This window comes from Paraglaciecola sp. (assembly GCF_051252315.1).
Lineage (GTDB): Bacteria > Pseudomonadota > Gammaproteobacteria > Enterobacterales > Alteromonadaceae > Paraglaciecola.
In genome coordinates, this window is the sequence record NZ_JBPOFP010000078.1 from 1 (window position 1) to 21,352 (window position 21,352).

Below are 21,352 nucleotides of genomic sequence, written 5' to 3' on the forward strand. Positions count from 1 at the left end.
ACTGTATTTGCAGCTACATTTTTGTTTACAACTGCGCCAGCAGCTATCACTGCATTATCACCAATATTTACCCCATCTAGTATTTTGGCTCCCATACCTATCCATACATTATTTCCAATATTAATAGGCAAGGCTGTTTCCATGCCTTTTTTACGCTTATCTGGATCAAGAGGGTGACTCGCTGTAGAAATAAGCACACCAGGCGCTAACATGACATCATCGCCAAAAGTAACAGGTGCCGTATCTAGTATCACCACACCATGATTGGCGTAAAAGTTCTTACCAAGATAAATGTTGTAACCATAGTCACAATAAAAGTCTGGCTCAATCCAGGCACCAGCATACGCCCCGACTAAAGATTGCAATATTTTTCGGCTGCCTTTTCTGTCATCAATATCGTGCCTATTAAATTGCTGGCATAGTCTTTTAGCTGTAGCCCTTTCTTGCTGTAACGTCTTATCACTGGGAAAATATTCTATCCCTTGCAACATTTTTTCTTTTTCAGTTAATTTATCCATGAGTAATTCCCATCCAAATAATGCGTTTACAGGTTTGAATTAAAACGCCAAGCTATAAACCTGCTGACTTTTTGCCCTTGGGCCATATTCACAACTTTAAATTCTATACCGTTTATCTTTTCTAACGTTTTACTAATAGCTGTCACGTTTTCTTTCTTTGAGATAAGGCAGGTAAACCATTTTATTTGCCTCGCAAATCGATGACTTTCTTCTATCATGCATCGTATAAACGCTAATTCACCACCAACACACCATAACTCATTGCCCTGCCCCGCAAAATTAAGACCAGACTTTTGATTACCAACAAATTTGGATTGACGTTTTTTTGCATGTTTAGATAAATTGTTTACTTTACGCTCCGACCCAGCTTTTGCTTCTTTAGCTGATGCATGAAAAGGTGGGTTACACATACAAAAGTCGAATACATCATCATCCTCAATCACACCATTAAAAATACTTTTCGGGTTATTTTGTTGTTTAATTTTAATGGCATTTCTAAGCTCCGGGTTCGAAGTAACTATGGTGTTTGCTGACTTTATTGAAATAGGATCAATATCAGTCGCCAACATATTCCAAGCATAAATTCGATTAGCTAATATTGGATATATTAAATTTGCCCCTGTGCCTATATCCAGCCCCTTTATCTGTTGTTTTTTACTATTTTCATTTGGACTGTCATCAGCTAATAAATCTGCAATATAATGCACATAATCTGCACGACCTGGTATAGGAGGGCATAGATAACCCGCTGGAATGTCCCAAAACCTAATCTGATAATAATATTCAAGAAGCGCTGCGTTGAGTGCTTTTACTGCTAAAGGATCTGAAAAATTAACAGTGTGACTACCGTCTGGTTTGACAATCAAATGCGCTGTTAATGCTGGAATTTGTTTTGCCATGTCCTCTAGGGGATACCCTGCTAAATGCAAGCTCCTAGGGTGTAATCGCCTAGGCTGTGATCGACTAGTTTGCGATCGACTAGACTGCGATCGACTAGGCCCTGGTTTGGTTCGCAGTTTATCTCCCTTAAGCTTTTTGTTGGCGTTATTCCTAGAGCCCGCTTTATTATTGCTCGACATTTTATGTCTCATTCTGACTTTGTTTACTCAGCATATCCAAAGCTAATGCTTCTGCTACTTTAATACCGTCAATCCCTGCGGACCAAATACCACCAGCATAACCCGCTCCTTCTCCAGCTGGGTATAAGCCACGGGTATTAATACTTTGATAATCCTTACCCCGTTTAATACACACGGGAGAAGACGTTCGTGTTTCCACCCCAGTTAATAAACCGTCAGCTTTAGCAAAGCCTTTTATCTTCCGATCAAAAGCGGGTATCGCTTCACGAATCGCATGAGTGACGTAATCAGGCACCACTTTTGACAAATCTGTTAAGGTAATACCAGGTGTGTAAGAGGGATTAACGCTGCCCAGTTGTTCACTGGAAGTTCCTTGTAAAAAATCACCAATTAGCTGGGCGGGAGCATGATAATTTTCACCTCCCACCTTAAAGGCTAATTCTTCTAAATTACGTTGCAGGGCGATGCCCGCTAAAGGATGATCTGGATAGTCTTTTTCAGGGGTAATACCCACAACTATGGCACTATTAGCGTTTCGTTCATGGCGAGAATATTGACTCATGCCATTTGTGACCACTCTCCCCTCTTCTGATGCGGCTGCCACTACAGTTCCACCTGGGCACATACAAAAACTATAAACTGAGCGACCATTTTTACAATGATGAACGAGTTTATAATCAGCCGCGCCCAAAATAGGATTCCCTGCATTTTCTCCAAATCGACATTCGTCGATCATGGATTGTTCGTGTTCTATTCTAAAACCAACGGAAAAAGGTTTAGCCTCTACATATACACCTACATCAAACAACATTTCAAATGTATCACGAGCGCTATGCCCTAAAGCTAATACAACGTGCTCACAGGCCAAATATTCATCCGTAGAAAGGTGTAACCCCTTAACTTGCTCATCAACTAAATCAATTTTATCTACCCGGGTGCTAAATCTAATTTCACCGCCAAGTTCAATTATTTGGGCTCGCATTTTTTCGACCATATTGACCAATTTAAAGGTACCAATATGGGGTTTACTGACATATAGAATTTCCTCTGGCGCACCTGCATCTACAAATTCGTTAAGTACTTTACGACCATAATGTTTTCGATCTTTTATTTGGCTATACAATTTGCCATCAGAGAATGTCCCTGCTCCACCTTCTCCAAATTGAACATTTGACTCTGTGTTTAACGGTTTTTTTCGCCAGAACCCAAAGGTATCTTTTGTTCTTTCACGCACTTCTTTACCACGTTCAAGTACTATCGGTCGAAAGCCCATTTGCGCTAAAATTAAAGCGGCAAATAAACCGCATGGTCCTAAGCCCACAACCACGGGTCGCTCTTTCAAATTCTTAGGTGCTTGAGCGACAAATTGATATGTCATATCAGGTGTTTCACGCACATGAGGATCGTCAGAAAATTGCTCTAACAATTCTTCTTGCTCAACAAGCTCAATATCAAGCGTATAAATCAGCAAAATATCGGTTTTATTTCGCGCGTCATAAGCCCGTTTATGAACATTAAAAGACAATATTTGTTCAGGATTAATATTTAATTTTTGAGTAATGGCTTGAGTTAGCGCTGACTCTTCATGATTAAGGGGGAGTTTCACTTCGTTGAGACGTAACATAAGTTTTCCGATAGTCTGTGTATTTTTAGGCCGATAATTATTCGACAATTAATCAATATTATATCAATTCCTTTGGACTTTACTTGCCTTTTAAATAAGCTTCTTTATGATCCTTGCAAAATAATCTAATTATCTAGTACTCAACCCCATATGACTTTTGTAGTGACAGACAACTGTATCAAGTGCAAATTTACTGATTGCGTCCCAGTATGTCCGGTGGATGCATTTCACGAGGGTGAAAACTTTCTATCGATTAATCCAGAAGTGTGCATTGACTGCGCGTTATGTGTACCAGAATGCCCTGCTGAAGCAATATATCAAGATACTGAATTACCTGAAGAACAAAAACACTACTTGAAGATAAATGCTGACCTATCAGAAATTTGGCCAAATATTACTGAGTTAAAATCAGCACCATCAGATGCTGAAGACTGGAATGGGGTAGCGAATAAGCTCCCCATGCTTGAGAAATGATTAGTGTTTTATGTTATTCACTATCAGAACCTATTGGCTTTCCTATTTCATGATGCATATGTGAGATCAAAGGTTTAGCCTGGGTAATTAATGACAATACATCTGGGTTCGCCAATGATGCTTGATGAGCCCTTTGATTTTCCCATACCTCGGTGATTAGAATTTTATTCTCATCACTTACCGAAAGCTGCACTATATAAGCATGACAACCAGACATAGCGGTCACCAATTCTTGAGCTTTTAACATGATAACGGCAAGTTCACCACCTCTACCTTGTTCGGCGGTCAACGCCACCTGCATACCAAACTTCATCGCTGCTTTGTCTCCCATATCTTGGTTTGAGAATGTATAACATGAATATAACACCAGTAGTACAAAAGCTATGATTTTCATACAGCCCTACTCAATTTTTCAATTCGTTGACAAAAAGTGACTAAGTTAGTGTACTCCTTCGCTCTATCGTTTAATGGGTGTTTAATGTCAGCCAAAATTAATTGGGCTAAATGTGCAAATACTGAAATATCCAAAGAACACATTTTGTCACCAAAATAGAAATCCTTATCACCTAACAGATTCGATAAACTTTTCAAACTATGGTCAGCAATTTGAAAGACTTCTTCTGGGCTATGTTTACCTAATCCATGCCCTTGTAGATTTTTTTCTACATTTTTTCGAGCAACTCTGGGAATAATATGCTTAATCGGGAATGGAAGAGAATCAAAAAAAGCGCTTTTTATGACAGGCCAAACATCATCAGACATCCACCTTGAATACACTACGCACCAATACAAGTTTTCATCCAAAGATTTACTAATTAAATGGGCTAACGCTTTTTGCTCATCGCTTAACCAATCGTCTAGAACATCTCCTCTTGTCTGTTTTAAGTGTTCAATTATAAAGTATGAATCTGCTATTGTTTTATTATCATCCAGTATAAAAGGTAATTTACCTTTCGGTGCAATTCTTAAATTATTCACATCCTCTTTTGATTCAAACTTAATACCAGCAAGTCTCAAATAAGTATCGAGTTTAAGCACAAAAGCACTAGGGTCGTTTAATCCAAATTTTTCGCCAAAACTATGTACGGTAACCATGATCATCTCCTATTATCAATAGCACGAACACAGAATAACTGTCTCCTACTGACAACATTGTGTCAGTAGTGTTAGGGTTAATTTTTATTCCGTTTTGTATACTTTGTTAATCTCATTAACAATATACCAACTGTCATGTTTCGATCTAAGGAATTAACTTGAGTGATCCAATCATTTTATTAGTCGCAGTAGGGCTTATATCAATCCTTTGTCAGTTTGTCGCATACAAAGTCAAGCTACCCGCCATACTGCCTCTTCTATTAGCAGGTATCCTTGTAGGGCCTGTCACAGGTATTATTGATCCCGATGTTTTGTTTGGTGACCTATTATTTCCGATAGTCTCTTTGTCAGTCGCCATTATTTTGTTTGAAGGGGCCCTTACCCTAAAACTCGAAGATTTGAGTGGGCATGGTTCAATGGTAAGGAACTTGTGTACCTACGGAGCGATTATCACTTGGTTGATTGTTTCACCCATTGCCCATTTCGGTTTAGGCATGTCTTGGCAAATGGCGTTTTTATTGGGCGCCATATTAACAGTCACAGGCCCTACGGTAATAGTCCCCATGCTCAGAACCGTTCGACCTTCTAGTAAAGTTGCGAACATATTACGATGGGAAGGGATCATAATTGACCCTGTTGGAGCATTGCTTGCTGTATTAGTTTTTGAATATATAATTTCTACGCAAAATGCCCTAAGTCATACGCTAACCGCTTTTACATTAACTATTGCTGTAGGTATTGGTTTTGGTGTGGTGTTTGGATATCTATTGGGAATTTTGATTAGGCACCACTTAATCCCACATTACTTAGTAAATACTGCCGCTTTAACCTTAATGTTAGGCGCATTTGCAGGTTCAAACTTCATAGCTCACGAATCAGGCTTGCTAACTGTGACGATTATGGGAATGTGGTTAACCAACATGAAAAAAGTTGATGTTGAAGGCATTGTCGAATTTAAAGAAACATTAAGCGTATTGTTAATTTCAGGCCTGTTTATTCTATTGGCATCACGTATTGAACCATCAGCAATATTAAGTTTAGGCTGGGGGGCTATTTTAGTATTGTTTGGCATATTATTTATTGCCAGACCTGTTTCAGTCATTCTCTCCTCTTTAGGAACAAAATTAACCTGGCAAGAAATTGCCCTATTAAGTTGGATTTCACCTAGAGGCATTGTCGCAGCAGCTGTATCAGCATTATTTGCATTAAAACTGGAAGCCCTTAATTACGCCCAAGTAGAATTATTAGTACCTATGGTGTTTTTAGTGATAATCAGTAGCGTTGTATTACAAAGTCTGACTTCAGTTAAAATCGCCCAATACTTAGGTTTAAGAGCCCCTGCTCCCCATGGTTTTTTATTATTTGGTGGTGGCGAATTTGCAAGAGCTTACGCCCGCGAATTAATGAAACAAAACGTCACTGTATGCCTTGCCGACACTAACTGGGAAACTATTAGTAACGCTAGAATGGAAGGCATTCCAACATATTTTGGCAATCCAATATCTGATCATGCTTCACGTACCTTAGATTTGTCGCAATTTGGAAGTGTTTTAGTATTGTCTCCCTACAAACAACTCAACCCACTTGTTACCTACCATTTTGAACATCAAATGGGTAAAGGGGCCGTTTATGGTCTCAATAATAGACATAACCCTACACTTTCAAGCCACCAAGTATCTGAATCATACGCTGAAAAATTAGGTCTGTTTTCAGAAGATGTGAATTACGGAAAACTAGCCAGTTTCATGGCTAAAGGAGCAATCATTAAAACCACCCGTATTTCAGAAGAGTTTACTTTTGAGAATTATGAGCAAGAATACGATGGTAAATTATTGACCTTATGTGCAATCGATTCAAAAGGAAAAGTACATATGTACACCCACTCTAATTCTATTAAAGCTAAAGCAGATTGGCGCATTATTAGCCTTATTCAAGTAATCTAATAAAAGTCATTAACTACGTTATTCAACCCGTACTCGGGTTATTTAGACTCGGCTAAAAATACAGAAAACCCTTTGATATAACTGTCCCAACCACTGGCATGCATATTGGCACTTTCTTGGGTTGTAAAACCTATATGGTTTAATATGATATGAGTACCCTTTTCAGTGGCTTCGAACTTGACGTCGATTTCGGAAACATCACCATCTTTGTTCCACTCCCAGGTATAACGAATATGAGAAGGAGGGTCGACAACCAAAAAACGTCCCTCATTTGAACTTGAAAAGTCTGCACTTTTCATGATTAAACGATAATGCCCACCCACTGCAGGCAATATATCCATAGCTGTAGCTGGCGCTATCACTGTTTTGGAAGATACCCAAGCTTGATAAACCACTTGTCTTGTAAAAGGCAACTGGTAGCTTTTAGTCACTTTCATCGTTCTCCCCTCTTGTTAGGAAGTATTTACGTTTAGAGTAGCCAAGGCACAACATAAATAAAAGCGATAGCTATCGCTTTTATTAATTTATCCAGAGTCTGGGTGAATTTAATATAAAACTGGAAATCTAACTTTTATAAAAAGTAATGGAATTATCTAAACCTAATACACATGAATATTTTGTGAGTCGTTTAGCCTGAGGTTTCACTTTCATTTTGACTGAGGCGCCTTTAAGTCCTTTCATCCATTTTGACTTTTTACCGATAGATTTAATGGAATCTTGACCATAACGAGTTTTAGCTTCCAACTCGCAACTTGATACCACTTGTTGCTTAACTTGTTCTTTGCTTAATTCAATATTAGCAAATGCAACAGAAGAGCTTAACAAAGCGCTAACACCAATCGATACTATTATAGAGTGACCTTTATTCATCATTTTTCCTTATTGATTAACGAGTTCACTCATTCAACAAGATAATGCGTTTTAAAGCTTACAAATTACGAAATCCTGTAGTTATTTTCATAATCGGTTAGCTAATATTAAAAATCGGTCAAACTAATCTGCATCTATCGTATGCATTCTTCGAAATTCCGTTGGGGTCATTTCTTTCAAGGTTTTAAAAGCTTTGTTAAATGTAGTTAACGACGCATAACCAGACTCTATTGCTATGGTTAAAATTGGTGTTCTAATGAGTTTTGGATCAGACAACTTTTGTGCAGCATCTTTTATGCGATATCTATTTAGATAGTCATTAAAATTTCGATAACCTAAATGTTGATTGATAAGTCTTCGTAATTGATGTTCTGGTATATGTAAATGATCAGACAATAGTCTTATCGTCAGTTCATTCTGTCGGTAATACAGCTCACTATCCATTGCATGAGTTAACTTATCTAACCATTCTTTATCCGCTACTGAAGGCGAAGGAATATCTTTTATCACAAGGGTTTCAGATAACTCTTCAATAGATTCAGCAACCACATTAAATCGAGATATTAATATGACATACCCTAAAAATAGCGCGTAACCAGAGATAAAGGTGACATTAATATAATTTAAATAGTCAGGGAAAGCGCCATGACCAAAGACAAACTCACTGGCTACAACAAACAATAAAAATCCACCTGAGGTAAATGCCAAGCCGATACGTAACTTTCTTCGACAATCAACTAGGTCAGATTGCCAATTTCTAAATATGTCTACCATACCTAAAATGACTAAAACTATCGTACATAACAACATAACAGTATGAGGCAGAGAAAACGGGGATGAGTCTATTGTAAAAACACAAGAATTTATGCCCAAACCAAGACATAAAAGCAAACCAGCATAATGCCCTTTATGAATTTTATAATTTGTTTCATGGGTATTGAATAAAGTTGAAGCACACATCCAAAAAATAGCAGGGGTAGCAGCACTGAACACTTTAAAGGAGACGTTTAATACTGGTAATGTCTCGACAAAGGGCTGCAACATGTATGAGGCTGCACCAAGTAACAATAAGCTAAACACGCGGGTTGTCACAATATTCCCATACTCGGACATGATCCTACCTATGACCAGACCAATAGCACCTAACCCTATGCCAGCAGCGACTAAAAATAGTTGTTCCATGTCTCCCTTAATATTTTATTTTGACAAACAATTAAGCTTCTCAGTGAAAATTAAAACCTTAACTACCAACTAAGATCATCTGGAATTTCGTAGTCACCATACCAATCAGCATCTTCACTGCTTTTCTGATCTTCGTCCGAAATATTATCAACACGATAGACGACGCTAATTTCATCTCTTTCAGCAATTTTATTAGCCACCGGCATGGGCACGAGTTCATATCCTGCACCTAATTTTACAACAGCTAATTTGCCTTGAGTAATTTGTTTTTGTACTGCTGGGCTAACATACATGCGTTTAATTAATGTGCCATCAGTAAAATTACACACCACGTCATCTTGGCCTTTAGAGCCAGCTGTTTTAGGTTGTTTATTTGTTTCAATCAATTGTTTGATCTGTGCTGCAACGGCTTTTTTATCTGCTTCTAATTTAGTTTTTTGGTTTAACTCGCGGTCTTTGGCTTTTTTAAGTTCCACGGCCTTTTCTGCTGCTAACTTAGCTTCATTGGTTTCTTCTACTTTATGTTTCTGTTTTGCTTTGGCTTGTTTATGTTTTTGTTGCCTAACTTGTTTAGCTTTTTTCTTATCTGCTAATCCGGCTTTAAGTAATTGTTCTTGAAGAGTAAGTGCCATTTTGTTGTGCCATTTAATTAATTTGAAAATAAAACGACAGCCTAAGCTGTCGTTTGTCTAACTAGTTTAACCTAAAATCACGTAAGATTATTTTGGTTTTTTTCGTTTGTCTTCTGCTTTCCACTTACCATCTGTAAACCAAGCAGACCAACCAGATGCTTTGCCATCTTCTTTCTCTGACATCACATATTGTTGTTTAGTTTTTCGACTATAACGAACTATGGTTGGATTTCCATCAGGGTCCTTCGCTGGTGCATCAGCTAAATAATAAAACTTAGGTGAAATGCGGTCTCTAAATCGAGCTAATTCAGCTACTTTAGGTGCCCGTGTTTCTCTAGATTTAGGGAAATTATGTGCAGCTAAGAAAATACCTGAAGCGCCATCTCTTAACACAAAATGTGCATCCGATTTAGTACATTCCAATTCAGGTAAATCTGTTGGATCTTCTTTAGGTGGAGCTGCTTCACCGTTTCTCAATAACTTACGGGTATTTTTACAATCTTCACTTGTACACCCAAAGTATTTACCAAAACGTCCACTTTTAAGCTCCATGTCAGACTGGCATTTATCACACTCAATGATAGGTCCTTCGTAGCCTTTAATTTTAAAGGTACCAGCTTCAACATAAACCCCTTCACACGTAGGAGTATTACCACATACGTGTAACTTACGGGTTTCGTCCACTAGGTAACTATCCATTGCTGTGCCACAAACATCACAACGACGTTTAGAACGAAGCAATTCGGTCTCTAACTCATCTTCGTCATCAACTTTAACCACTTCATCACCAGCGGTTAAATTCATGGTACCTGTGCAACGCTCTTTAGGCGGTAAACTGTAACCAGAACACCCCAAAAACACGCCGGTACTAGCTGTACGCACATTCATAGGGCGTTCGCATTTTGCACATGAAATATCAGTTGGCACAGCTTGATTTAAGCGCATGCCACCATCTTCTGGTGACTTTTCTGCCAACAACATTTTTTGTTCAAAATCGGTATAGAAATCGTTAAGTACATCTTTCCACAAGACATTTCCACCAGCTATATCATCAAGCTGTTGTTCCATGTTAGCAGTAAAGTCATAGCTAATTAGATCATCAAAATTTTCTAATAATCGGTCATTTACAATCTCACCCATTTTCTCAGCATAAAAACGTTTGCTTTCTATTCGAGCATATCCGCGATCTTGTATAGTAGAAATGATACTGGCGTATGTTGAAGGTCTTCCGATGCCTCGTTTTTCAAGCTCTTTTACGAGAGACGCTTCGTTAAATCTAGCCACTGGTTTAGTAAAGTGTTGTTTAGGATCTAGCGCTTTCAAGCTAAGGCTTTCACCTTCTTTTACATCAGGTAATAGTAAGTCTTCTTCGCCTTTTTTACGTTGTGTATTTTGAACCTTAGTCCAACCGTCAAATTTTAACACCCGACCCTTTGCAGTCAGTTCAAACTCTCCGGCTTTAACTCGGATCGTACTGGCATCATATTTCGCATTAGTCATTTGACAGGCTACAAATTGACGCCAAATTAGTTCATACAAACGCTGAGCATCTCTTTCAACTTCACTCAAAGATTCTGATTTGACCAATACATTCGATGGGCGAATAGCTTCGTGAGCCTCTTGCGCCCCTTCTTTACTGCCATATCTAATTGGGTTGTCAGGCAAATATTTACCACCAAAATTGTCCGAGATATAATCTCGACAACCGTCAACAGCTTCTTTGCTCAAGTTAGTTGAATCTGTACGCATATAAGTAATGTGACCGGCTTCATACAAACGCTGAGCCATCATCATGGTTTTCTTAACGCCAAAACCTAACTTGGTACTAGCTGCCTGCTGTAAAGTAGAGGTTATATATGGGGCTGAAGGTTTACTTTGAGTTGGTCTAGATTCGCGACTTTCAACTTTAAACTCTGCACTTTGTAGAAAGGAAACGGCCTTTTCACTTTGCGCTTTATTAACTGGTTTAAACGCTTTGCCATTTTCTTTGGCCACCAACATACGCAGACCAGTTTGTTTTTCTGTCGAGAGATCAGCATGAATGTCCCAAAACTCTTCTGGTACAAACGCTTTGATTTCTCTCTCACGTTCGACTACGAGTCGAACTGCTACAGATTGAACGCGACCAGCTGAAAGTCCTCTGGCCACCTTTTTCCACAACAAAGGTGATACCATAAATCCAACAACACGATCTAAAAATCGTCTGGCTTGCTGGGCATTCACCATTTCAATATTTAATTCAGTTGGAGTTGAAAAAGCATCTTGAATGGCATTTTGAGTGATCTCGTTAAACACCACACGCTGAAATTCTTTGCCTGGTTCGTCAATTAACTCTCGTAGATGCCAAGCAATGGCTTCCCCTTCTCTATCCAAATCCGTTGCGAGATAAACGGTGTCGGCGTTTTTGGCAAGCTTTTTTAATTCATTGACAACCTTCTCTTTTCCTTCAAGCACATCATAATGTGCTTTCCAGTCTTTTTTCGGGTCAATACCCATTCGGTCAACTAGTTTTTTGTAATCATGCTCTCGAAGATAGTTTTCGCGCTTTTTTTCCGACAAAAGTTTTAACTCTTTTGCTGGTTTTTTAGGCGCAACTTTGCCAAGAGCCTTATGAGGAAGGTCTCTTACGTGGCCGACACTAGATTTAACAATAAAATTTTTGCCGAGATATTTATTAATTGTTTTTGCCTTTGCCGGTGACTCGACAATGACTAGAGATTTTGCCATAAATTGGTATTAACCTTTGATTTAATTAGGTTTTTATTAATCAAACAAACCATTACTCTGATCTGCCCGCTAAAAATGCTTTTTAAGATATATCGATAAAATGAATAGAAAACAAGTTCTTCTTCATACTTATCTAATATTCTTTTTTTAGGCCAGCCATAACTGTATATTTTTCAACCAACTTATTTGGCAGTTAATTTAAAACCAGTATAATGCAATAAAACGAGTCGATGACATCAATTAACCTCTAACTTTAATGTTGTTATCACGACGGTATTTTCATTCAATAAGTGAGAAAGTGATGACGCAATACGAAGCCAACTTTGACGGTTTAGTTGGGCCTACCCACAATTATGCTGGATTATCATTCGGTAATGTTGCTTCTTTAAATAATGCGAGTTCATCTAGCAGCCCTAAACAAGCTGCTAAGCAGGGTTTAAAGAAAATGAAGGCCCTAGCTGACCTAGGCATGATTCAAGGCGTTCTCGCTCCACAGGAGCGACCTGACATACATTCTTTACGACGTTTGGGCTTTAATGGGTCTGATGCACAGGTTTTAGAAGCGGCAGCCAAACATGCCCCAGCTATTTTTCAAGCATCTTGCTCTGCATCCAGCATGTGGACGGCCAATGCGGCAACGGTGTCCCCAAGTGCCGATACTCATGATGGAAAAATCCACTTTACACCCGCTAATTTAACTAGCAAATATCATCGTTCTCTAGAGCCCGAAGTCACTGGCAGAATATTACAAGCAACGTTCAGCGATCCGGAGTACTTTTGCCATCACAAACACTTACCTGAAAATGATCATTTTGGTGATGAAGGTGCAGCTAATCATACTCGTTTATGTGCAAGTTATGGTGATACTGGATTAGAAGTTTTTGTCTACGGCAAGCAAGCTTTTGATTTAAGTCAGTCTGCCCCTAAAAAGTATCCAGCAAGACAAACACTAGAAGCCTCACAAGCAGTGGCCAGGTTACATGGGCTAAAAGATGAAAATGTTGTTTATATTCAACAAAATCCTGAACTGATTGACCAAGGCGTGTTCCACAATGATGTTATTTCTGTGGGTAACCAAAACGCGTTGTTTTATCACGAACTAGCATTTAACCATTCTGATAATGCTCTTCAACAAATCCGAAAAAAGTTTAAAGGAAAAGAACTACATTTCATTTGTGTCAAAGAGAGTGACGTTAGTGTACAGGACGCTATTAACAGCTATTTATTTAATACTCAAATAATTACTTTACCGAGCGGTGACATGGCAATTATTGCTCCAACAAACTGCCAAGAAAACCCAACAGTAGAAAGTTATTTATCAAAGCTGGTCAGCCAAGATACGCCTATTAAACAGGTTAAATATTTTGACGTTAAACAAAGCATGCAAAATGGTGGAGGTCCTGCATGTTTGCGTTTAAGAGTAGCAATGAACGAGCATGAATTAGCGGCGGTAAATCCTCATACTTTAATAAATGACCAGCAATTTAAAGTATTAAACTCATGGGTAGAAAAGCATTACCGAGATGAGTTAAAAATTGCAGATTTAAGTGATCCTCAACTGTTAGTTGAATCAAGAACGGCACTTGACGAATTGACCCAAATATTAGATTTAGGCTCAGTTTACCCTTTTCAACAAATATAGAGTGATACGATTTTGTAATAAAAAACCCGGTTTAACCGGGCTTTTTGTTTTACGTTTATTTTAAGACTGAAGATCTATAATGCGTTGGTGCAGTTTAAATTTGCACCGTCATCAATATAAGTACCAGGATTATCAGGATCTTCAACAGAGTTAACACCTGTCCCAAATGGATTGCTGTTTGGCGGCGTAGTATCTATTTCTAAATCAACCGCTGACGCTGATAACAGAAAAAACTGGCTAGTTTGTGACTCACTACCTGACACGGGTGTGCTTGCTGTTATTTTGACTTGTCCCCATGCTGCGAACGTTTTAGCGTAGCGTAATTCAATAACGGCCTGACCATTTTCATCGGTGGTTACATTGCCATCTATAGAAATAATATTCCCCGGAGTCAAATTATTATTACCATTGGCATCTTCACCGGCATCTAAAATTGCATCGCCATCAAAGTCTTCGTTTGCGCAACCAATAGTATGCACAGGAACCCAATATTCGAAGCTTTCAACATCAGGGAATGCACGCCAATAACCTTTATAAAAAGCTGGACGAATAACACCATAATTAGGGTCTCCCACCTCTGCATTGGGTTCTAATAACTCAGTGTATTTTACTGGTGTACCTGTGATGGTTAAGTCTACATTACTCACAGGATTAGAATTTGCGTCAGTCACAAACACAGTGAACTTTTTAAGATAACTTGTCTCATCGGGCGCATCTATTTCGTTGCCCGTACCAATGGAAATAAATTGTGCTCTGTCAGCAATTGTCAACTTAGTACTGGCTGTTAATTTTGACTCTGATTCAGTCACTGTAATGATGATTCCATCTTCATTTGTGACGGTATTTGAGGTAAACACAGCAGACGCTAAACCATTACTGTCAGTAACAGCTTCAGCTGGAAATATATCCCCCCCGCTCACATCATCAGCATTAAAACTAACTGTTTTACCTTTTACCAAATTCCCAGCAGGGTCTCTTAAAATAGCAATAATAGTACTTTTTTGCCCTGCTGGGCCAATAGAGCTTGAGCTAGCAGATACGATAATGTTATCAACCTCTGTCGCGATAAATTCAACGACTGTCCGTGCATTAACAATATTACCCTCTCCGTCGATACCTTGAGCTGATATCAGCGCCTTACCCGCATTGCTTGACTGGATTTGAATCGTTGCTACACCTTCATTGTTTGTCGTAATAGACGAACTAGAAAGTTCTCCACGAGTCGTTGTTAACGAAATATTTCCACCAGAAAAAGGCAGATTTTCTTTAAGCCAAGTTAGATCAAGGTTACTAAGCTGTCCTAAAGGAATATCTTCCTCAGTCACGCCAGTAAAGGCAAAACTATCTTGCTGTACACTAATACTTAAGTTGCCCGTTGCGTTAATCGCACTAGCCGTAATTAAATCTAAACCTGAATTATCAGCTGTTAACGTCACTGTTACTTGACCTTCAGCGTCAGTAACAACCTCTGTGTTGGTTAATTGATTGTTATTTTGCGAACTAATTACCACGGCTTGATTGCCGATGCCTTCGCCATCGGAGTCAGCAAGAAAAACAGTAAACTCAGCACTTTGTCCAAGTATTACTGATGGAGGGCCATTAATAACTATTTCAGTACCCACAACCTGGATTTCTAATTCTTTGGTAAATGCCCCGACTGTCGCGGAGGCCTTGATCGACCTATTTTCGGGCTTATTTTGGGTAGACAGTAATGCCTTTGCGATACCATCAGCGCCTGTCACAATCTGAGTTTGTTGTAAACTGGCGTCTGAATCTGCTGAAAAAATCACTTCAACACCTTCTAGTAAAACATTATTTTCATCTTTTACTAATGCTATAAGTTCAATTTTATCAGAACCACTAGAAGCGAGTAAAATAGAGCTAGAAAACAAATCTAATGAAGCTGGTTTAGTATTAAGTTTAACAATACCTGCCGAGTCAAATGTCGTGCTAACCGATTCGCCAGAACCCAAAGTTGCTGTAATTTCCCCAGCACCAGAGTCTTCCCCCACAAGTATGTCTAAATAAGCAATACCACTGCCATCGGTACGAGCACTGCCTGCATCATTAGCAAAAACAGCTAAGCCTTCTGGCTGAAAAGCAAAAGAAACCAAAGTATCAGTCACTGCATCCCCATTTGAGTCGGTGACTGTAGTGGCTATCCTAAGTGAGTTATTATCGGTTAAGTCTTTAGATAACTCCCCTGTCTCAACACTCGTTAACGCAATATCTAAAGAACGAGTGACGACTGTCGAGTTATAAGTAGTGGTAGCTGTTTCACCAGTGCCTAAGTTGGCTGTAATTTCGCCAGCCCCAGAACTTTCACCTACGAGAATATCTAAGATAGCAACACCGTCATTTCCCGTTCGGGCAGTACCAGAGTCATTGGAGAAAATAGCCAAGCCTTCTGGTTGAAATGTATAGGTGATTAATGAATCGACTATTGGCTCGCCTTTCGAATTAGTGGCTGTGGCAGTCAACCTTAATGGATTAGCCGCACTTAATTCTGTTGTCACTTCACCTGTTTCAATACTTGTGAACACTAACTTAATTGAACGTGTTACTGGATCTGTTGTACCACCAGTAGTTGTACCTCCTGTACCGTCATCTCTCTCAAGACCTCCGCCACCACCGCCACACGCGAACAATCCAAATAGAATGAATATTCCTAATAAAGTTTTAACACGCAAAATCATAATTCTTTTCCTTTACACTCATTATCTAAGCTTACACGACAATTTAATATTAATGGTTCAGCTTCATGAACAAAATTGTTAACCTAAGCCTCACCGTATACTTTTTAATACTTTTTTTAACTAAAAGCTTAGGACTTTCATGCCACAGTCAAGTCAAACTCAATCTACAAAACTTGGTCTTACAGCTCGTATCTTTATCGGCATGATTGCCGGAATCGTTATCGGAGCTTTACTACAATGGTCATTTGATGATAGCGGAGATTTTTCATTTAGTGTATTCGGGATAAACGTTTCAACGTATGGTGTTTTAGTAGAAGGTATATTTAATGTCGTTGGAAAAATATTTATTGCTAGCTTAAAGATGTTAGTTGTCCCTCTAGTTTTTGTATCTTTGGTTTGCGGAACCTCTAGTTTATCGGACCCATCCAAGCTAGGTCGTTTAGGCGGTAAATCAATATTGTTATACATAGGTACAACTGCCATTGCGATTAGTTTAGCGGTTTCCTTCGCTCTAATTGTCGCACCTGGTGAAGGATTAAATTTAGTTTCTCAAGCCACATATGAAGCCAAACAAGCCCCGTCATTAGGCCAAGTGATCATCAATATGATGCCGACTAACCCAATCAATGCCATGGCTGAAGGAAACATGTTACAAATTATTGTATTTTCGGTATTTTTCGGTATCGCCATGGCTATGACAGGAGACGCAGGAAAAAGGTTAACCAGCGTTTTTGAAGATTTAAGTACGGTTATTATGAAACTAGTCACCATTTTGATGAATCTGGCCCCGTACGGTGTGTTTGTGCTGATGGCGAAAATGTTTGCAACTATCGAATTCGACACAATAATTAGCTTAATAAAATACTTTTTGCTTGTGGTGTTTGTGTTGTTAGTGCATGCATTTGTATCTTATTCCGTGATTTTAAAACTACTCAGCGGATTAAACCCACTCATTTTATTCCGTAAAATGCGCGATGCTGCCTTGTTTGCTTTTAGCACCTCTAGTAGCAGTGCAACTTTACCTATAACTATGGAAACAGCGACCAAAAAATTAGGTGTTAAATCTAGTGTCGCTTCATTTACGGTTCCCCTTGGTTCGACTATCAACATGGATGGAACCGCGATAATGCAAGGCGTTGCAACCGTATTCATTGCTCAAGTATACGCAGTAGATTTAACTTTAGCGGATTACCTTATGGTTATTCTTACCGCCACTCTAGCGTCAATTGGAACAGCAGGTGTGCCGGGGGTGGGTTTAATTATGTTAGCCATGGTTTTACAACAAGTTAACTTACCTGTTGAAGGAATTGCCCTGATCATTGGGGTAGACAGATTATTAGATATGACCCGCACAGCAGTCAATGTAACTGGCGATTGTATGGTAGCTTGTATCGTGGGTAAAAGTGAAAATGAGTTTAATACGGATGTATTTAATGACTTAGACGCAGGTATCAAAGACGAAGAAGTTGATTTTCAACACTTAGAAAACAATAGCTAGAAAACCACTTAAATTGAGTTCAAAAGCTACTAACACGAGTTAGTAGCTTACTCGATAATTAATGACCTAATACTTTTGCAGGGTTGATTTTAGCGGCTGTAATTGCCGGATAAATAGTCGCCAAAACACTCAGAGAAATAGCAATAGTCGCAGTCAAATACACCTCATTCCAATTTAATTCAGACGGTAAAAAATCTATAAAATAAATATCACCAGATAAAAATTTAACCCCTAATAAATTTTCAACAAAGTTGGCGACCTTAGCTAAATTGATTGCCATAAACGCGCCACAAACTACACCTAATATTGTACCGATAAAACCGTTAAAAGAACCTTGTAGCATAAATACAAATATAATAAGTCCATTTTTAGCCCCCATACTTTTCAACATGGCTATCTCGCTTTGTTTTTCATTAACGGCCATCACTAGGGTAGAAACAATATTAAAACAAGCAACTGCAATCACTAAGATTAAAGCGATGTAAACCACAACTCGCACTAACTGAATATCTTGATATAGATTTCCATCACTTACTGTCCAATTTGACATGTAAACTTCAGACTTCATCTTAAAACCAATTTCTCGCGTTAGTGCTGGTGCACGAAACGGATCTTCATACCTTAGTCGCAGACCTTGGGCCCCAAAGCCAATGTTTTGTGCTTTTGCTGCCAGAGACATATTAATAAAACCAACATGGTTACTTAATTCTCCACCCAAATTAATACCCGCTAAAACATTAAGTCGAATAACTTTAGGAGCACTTAAACTAAGATCATTGGATAACTGTGGTAATAATATTTGTACTTTATCCCCTGCTTTAAGTTTGAGTTTCTCCATCACCCCTACACCTAACAAAACACCATTTTCATCGGCTAAGAATTCCGACCAAGCTTGTTCAGATACTAAAGTAGGTAAAATTCCGTTCTGGGCAAAAGAAGGATCTAATCCAGTAATTTCTACTGCTTTCATTTTATTGCCTTTTTGAACCATGCCTGTGGCTTTGACATAGGGTTCAACAAACGTCACTTCAGGGTGTTTTTTCAATTGGCTTAATTCATCGGCCCAATTCTCAATACCATTCGCATAAACCGACTTAAATTCAGCATGAGGGATAACTGAAAGCAGTTTGTCTTTTAATTCCCTTTCAAAGCCATTCATGACTGACAACAACACAATCAACACGAAACAACCTAAACCAATTCCAAAAGTTGAAGAGGCTGAAATAAATGAAATGAAACCATTTTGCCGTTTATCAGATCGAAAACGCCAAGCTAGCAACCAAATTAGATGCATCAACTGTCACCTGAATCAGACAAAACGCCATCAACTAAATGCAAACTTCTGTCTAACCTGTTTGCCAATTGATTATCATGAGTCACCACTACAAAACTAGTTTGTGTTTGCTCACGTAACTCGACTAACAGTTGATAAATGCTTTCGCCATTTCTTTGATCTAAATTACCCGTGGGTTCATCTGCCAATATTAATTTGGGTTGAGTCACTAACGCACGAGCTATAGCAACGCGCTGGCGTTCTCCGCCTGATAATTCATTAGGTTTATGGCTTGAACGATGAGATAGCCCTACCTTTTTTAACATAGCCAAGGCAAGCGCATTAGCCTTCTTGATAGGCATTTTTGCAATAAAGAGTGGCATAGCCACATTTTCCAAAGCACTAAACTCAGGTAACAGGTGATGAAACTGGTACACAAACCCTAAAGACTGATTACGAAACTGTGCTTGCTGATTTTGGTTAAACTGAAAAATATCCTGTTGTTCAAAAGTGACACTTCCTGAAGTAGGCACATCTAACGCGCCTAACAAATGAAGTAATGTACTTTTTCCCGAACCAGAGCTCCCTACTATCGCGACTTGTTCGGCTTTATTAATGGTAAAGTTAATATTTTTTAAAACCTTTACGCTATTTTCACCGTCCGTATATTCCTTACTTAATTCAGTACATTTAAGCAATTCACTCATATTAAACGTTTATTCCTAATTTTGTTTAAAATCACTTGATCTTGTTAATTTAGTTAAACGTTTTTTATCACGACGTTTAGATAAAATTTGTGCTAATTTTCGCATACTTACCACTTGATCACTTTCATCAATAATATCGACACCAAATAGGCTTTCAACTAAATCTTCTAAGGTTAAAACACCTTCTAATCCACCATATTCATCAACAATTAATAACATGTTTCCGCGCTTAGAGTGCAATGGTTGGAACGCTTTAGCCAGCGGCATGGTACTTAATATGGTTACCATGTCATTTCTAAATTCAGATAAAGGTTTATCAGCAGAGCCTTTAGCAAAAGCCAACAATAAATCGCTTCGTAATACATAACCGCTGATTTTTTCAGCTTCGTTAGATTCATAAATTGGGATGCGAGAAAAAGTCACGTCTATATGTGTTCGCATAAACTCGGACAACATCATGTCTTCAGATACAGAAAATATTACGGTTCTATGGGTCATGCTTTCTTTAACTTTTATTTGATTCAAGTTAAGTAAATTTTGCATTACCGTTGCTTCACGAGCTGCTAACTGTCCTTCTTCTAAAGATAAAGCCGCCATTGCAGATAACTCTTCTCTATTGAGCCCTTTAAGTGGTGATTCATCTTGCATATTTGACGTTAATCTTTGAGCCATTTTAACCAATGGATATAAAGCAAGAATCAGGTACTTTAAAAAGAAAGCGGTAATAGGAGCTAATTGGCGCCAATAAGTTGCGCCTAGAGTTTTGGGAATGATTTCAGAAAAAATTAAAATAAGTAACGTAAGAATAGCTGATGCCACTCCTAAATAAGCATCACCAAATACAACCGCGGCTTGCGCTCCGGCTCCGGCTGCGCCCATGGTATGAGCAATTGTATTTAAACTTAATATAGCAGCAAGAGGCTGGTTAATATCTTTAACTTGACTGGCCAATAATTTACCAGAGGCATTATCATTTTTTTGTAACACTGAGATATAGGCAGGTGAAACGCTTAAGATCACCGCTTCCGCGACTGAACAGATAAAGGAAAAGCCCAAAGCAATAAAAATATATAGTAATAAAAGAAACATGTAGAAGTTATCTCAATCCTTGATGACAAGAATACTATTTAACAATGTCTGGTGATTATATCAAAACCATTTTGATAACATAGAAATAAAATTGGGGGGAAGGTAAAACTTGATAATTTAATGGCGGAGTGGACGAGACTCGAACTCGCGACCCCCGGCGTGACAGGCCGGTATTCTAACCAACTGAACTACCACTCCGCATATAAATCACATTGTTGTTTTGATATTGGCGGAGTGGACGAGACTCGAACTCGCGACCCCCGGCGTGACAGGCCGGTATTCTAACCAACTGAACTACCACTC

At 38.7% G+C, this 21,352-nt stretch carries 18 protein-coding genes and 1 tRNA gene; 4 read left to right on the top strand and 15 right to left on the bottom strand.

The window, feature by feature from the left end:
• The 3 genes from ACSHXM_RS14720 to ACSHXM_RS14730 all read right to left on the bottom strand — a co-directional run.
• A partial coding sequence (locus ACSHXM_RS14720; RefSeq protein WP_435689735.1) for a sugar O-acetyltransferase occupies nt 1-518 on the bottom strand: 518 nt, incomplete at its 3' end.
• 26 nt (nt 519-544) lie between these two features.
• Nucleotides 545-1,534, bottom strand: a complete 990-nt coding sequence (rlmF, locus tag ACSHXM_RS14725; protein ID WP_435689769.1) for a 23S rRNA (adenine(1618)-N(6))-methyltransferase RlmF — start codon at nt 1,532-1,534, stop codon at nt 545-547.
• Between the two features lie 64 nt (nt 1,535-1,598).
• Nucleotides 1,599-3,221 (bottom strand): NAD(P)/FAD-dependent oxidoreductase, encoded by a 1,623-nt coding sequence (locus ACSHXM_RS14730; protein ID WP_435689737.1) that lies wholly within the window; start codon nt 3,219-3,221, stop codon nt 1,599-1,601.
• A gap of 150 nt (nt 3,222-3,371) precedes the next feature.
• Between ACSHXM_RS14730 and fdxA the strand changes: the two genes are divergently transcribed.
• Entirely contained in the window at nt 3,372-3,695 is a 324-nt protein-coding gene (gene fdxA / locus ACSHXM_RS14735; RefSeq protein ID WP_435689739.1) for a ferredoxin FdxA, read from the top strand.
• A gap of 13 nt (nt 3,696-3,708) precedes the next feature.
• Here fdxA and ACSHXM_RS14740 read toward each other — a convergent pair whose 3' ends face one another.
• Nucleotides 3,709-4,089: an antibiotic biosynthesis monooxygenase family protein gene (locus ACSHXM_RS14740; RefSeq protein WP_435689741.1), complete on the bottom strand. Its 381-nt coding sequence runs from the start codon at nt 4,087-4,089 to the stop codon at nt 3,709-3,711.
• Nucleotides 4,086-4,790 (bottom strand): glutathione S-transferase family protein, encoded by a 705-nt coding sequence (locus tag ACSHXM_RS14745; RefSeq protein ID WP_435689743.1) that lies wholly within the window; start codon nt 4,788-4,790, stop codon nt 4,086-4,088. The genes ACSHXM_RS14740 and ACSHXM_RS14745 overlap by 4 nt, the downstream gene beginning before the upstream one ends.
• 158 nt (nt 4,791-4,948) lie before the next feature.
• On the opposite strand from ACSHXM_RS14745, the gene ACSHXM_RS14750 reads away from it, so the two are divergent.
• Nucleotides 4,949-6,733, top strand: a complete 1,785-nt coding sequence (locus tag ACSHXM_RS14750; protein WP_435689745.1) for a cation:proton antiporter — start codon at nt 4,949-4,951, stop codon at nt 6,731-6,733.
• Nucleotides 6,734-6,771: 38 nt separating this feature from the next.
• Here the strand turns inward: ACSHXM_RS14750 and ACSHXM_RS14755 are convergent, their stop codons facing one another.
• The 5 genes from ACSHXM_RS14755 to topA form a co-directional block, all read right to left on the bottom strand.
• On the bottom strand, nt 6,772-7,170 hold the full coding sequence (locus tag ACSHXM_RS14755; protein WP_435689747.1) for an SRPBCC family protein: 399 nt from the start codon (nt 7,168-7,170) through the stop codon (nt 6,772-6,774).
• 127 nt (nt 7,171-7,297) lie between these two features.
• Complete coding sequence (locus tag ACSHXM_RS14760; protein ID WP_435689749.1) at nt 7,298-7,603, bottom strand: hypothetical protein; 306 nt, start codon at nt 7,601-7,603, stop codon at nt 7,298-7,300.
• Between the two features lie 123 nt (nt 7,604-7,726).
• Complete coding sequence (locus tag ACSHXM_RS14765) at nt 7,727-8,785, bottom strand: helix-turn-helix domain-containing protein (RefSeq protein ID WP_435689751.1); 1,059 nt, start codon at nt 8,783-8,785, stop codon at nt 7,727-7,729.
• Nucleotides 8,786-8,847: 62 nt separating this feature from the next.
• The gene (locus tag ACSHXM_RS14770) at nt 8,848-9,417 is read right to left on the bottom strand and encodes a DUF2058 domain-containing protein (RefSeq protein ID WP_435689753.1); all 570 of its coding nucleotides are present in this window, start codon (nt 9,415-9,417) and stop codon (nt 8,848-8,850) included.
• Between the two features lie 87 nt (nt 9,418-9,504).
• On the bottom strand, nt 9,505-12,144 hold the full coding sequence (gene topA, locus ACSHXM_RS14775; protein ID WP_435689755.1) for a type I DNA topoisomerase: 2,640 nt from the start codon (nt 12,142-12,144) through the stop codon (nt 9,505-9,507).
• A gap of 301 nt (nt 12,145-12,445) precedes the next feature.
• On the opposite strand from topA, the gene astB reads away from it, so the two are divergent.
• Complete coding sequence (astB, locus tag ACSHXM_RS14780) at nt 12,446-13,786, top strand: N-succinylarginine dihydrolase (RefSeq protein WP_435689757.1); 1,341 nt, start codon at nt 12,446-12,448, stop codon at nt 13,784-13,786.
• 74 nt (nt 13,787-13,860) lie between these two features.
• Here astB and ACSHXM_RS14785 read toward each other — a convergent pair whose 3' ends face one another.
• A complete protein-coding gene (locus ACSHXM_RS14785) occupies nt 13,861-16,482 on the bottom strand; it encodes an Ig-like domain-containing protein (RefSeq protein ID WP_435689759.1) in 2,622 nt (873 codons plus the stop codon).
• A 139-nt stretch (nt 16,483-16,621) separates the two neighbouring features.
• Between ACSHXM_RS14785 and ACSHXM_RS14790 the strand changes: the two genes are divergently transcribed.
• Nucleotides 16,622-17,980, top strand: a complete 1,359-nt coding sequence (locus ACSHXM_RS14790; protein ID WP_435689761.1) for a dicarboxylate/amino acid:cation symporter — start codon at nt 16,622-16,624, stop codon at nt 17,978-17,980.
• Nucleotides 17,981-18,038: 58 nt separating this feature from the next.
• Here the strand turns inward: ACSHXM_RS14790 and lolE are convergent, their stop codons facing one another.
• From lolE to ACSHXM_RS14810, 4 genes are all read right to left on the bottom strand, one after another.
• On the bottom strand, nt 18,039-19,274 hold the full coding sequence (gene lolE / locus ACSHXM_RS14795; RefSeq protein ID WP_435689763.1) for a lipoprotein-releasing ABC transporter permease subunit LolE: 1,236 nt from the start codon (nt 19,272-19,274) through the stop codon (nt 18,039-18,041).
• Entirely contained in the window at nt 19,274-19,960 is a 687-nt protein-coding gene (gene lolD / locus ACSHXM_RS14800; RefSeq protein ID WP_435689765.1) for a lipoprotein-releasing ABC transporter ATP-binding protein LolD, read from the bottom strand. Before lolD ends, lolE begins: the two co-directional genes overlap by 1 nt.
• Nucleotides 19,961-19,975: 15 nt before the next feature.
• A complete protein-coding gene (locus tag ACSHXM_RS14805) occupies nt 19,976-21,049 on the bottom strand; it encodes a CNNM domain-containing protein (RefSeq protein ID WP_435689767.1) in 1,074 nt (357 codons plus the stop codon).
• A 121-nt stretch (nt 21,050-21,170) separates the two neighbouring features.
• Nucleotides 21,171-21,247, bottom strand: a tRNA-Asp gene (locus ACSHXM_RS14810).
• Nucleotides 21,248-21,352 lie beyond the last annotated feature (105 nt).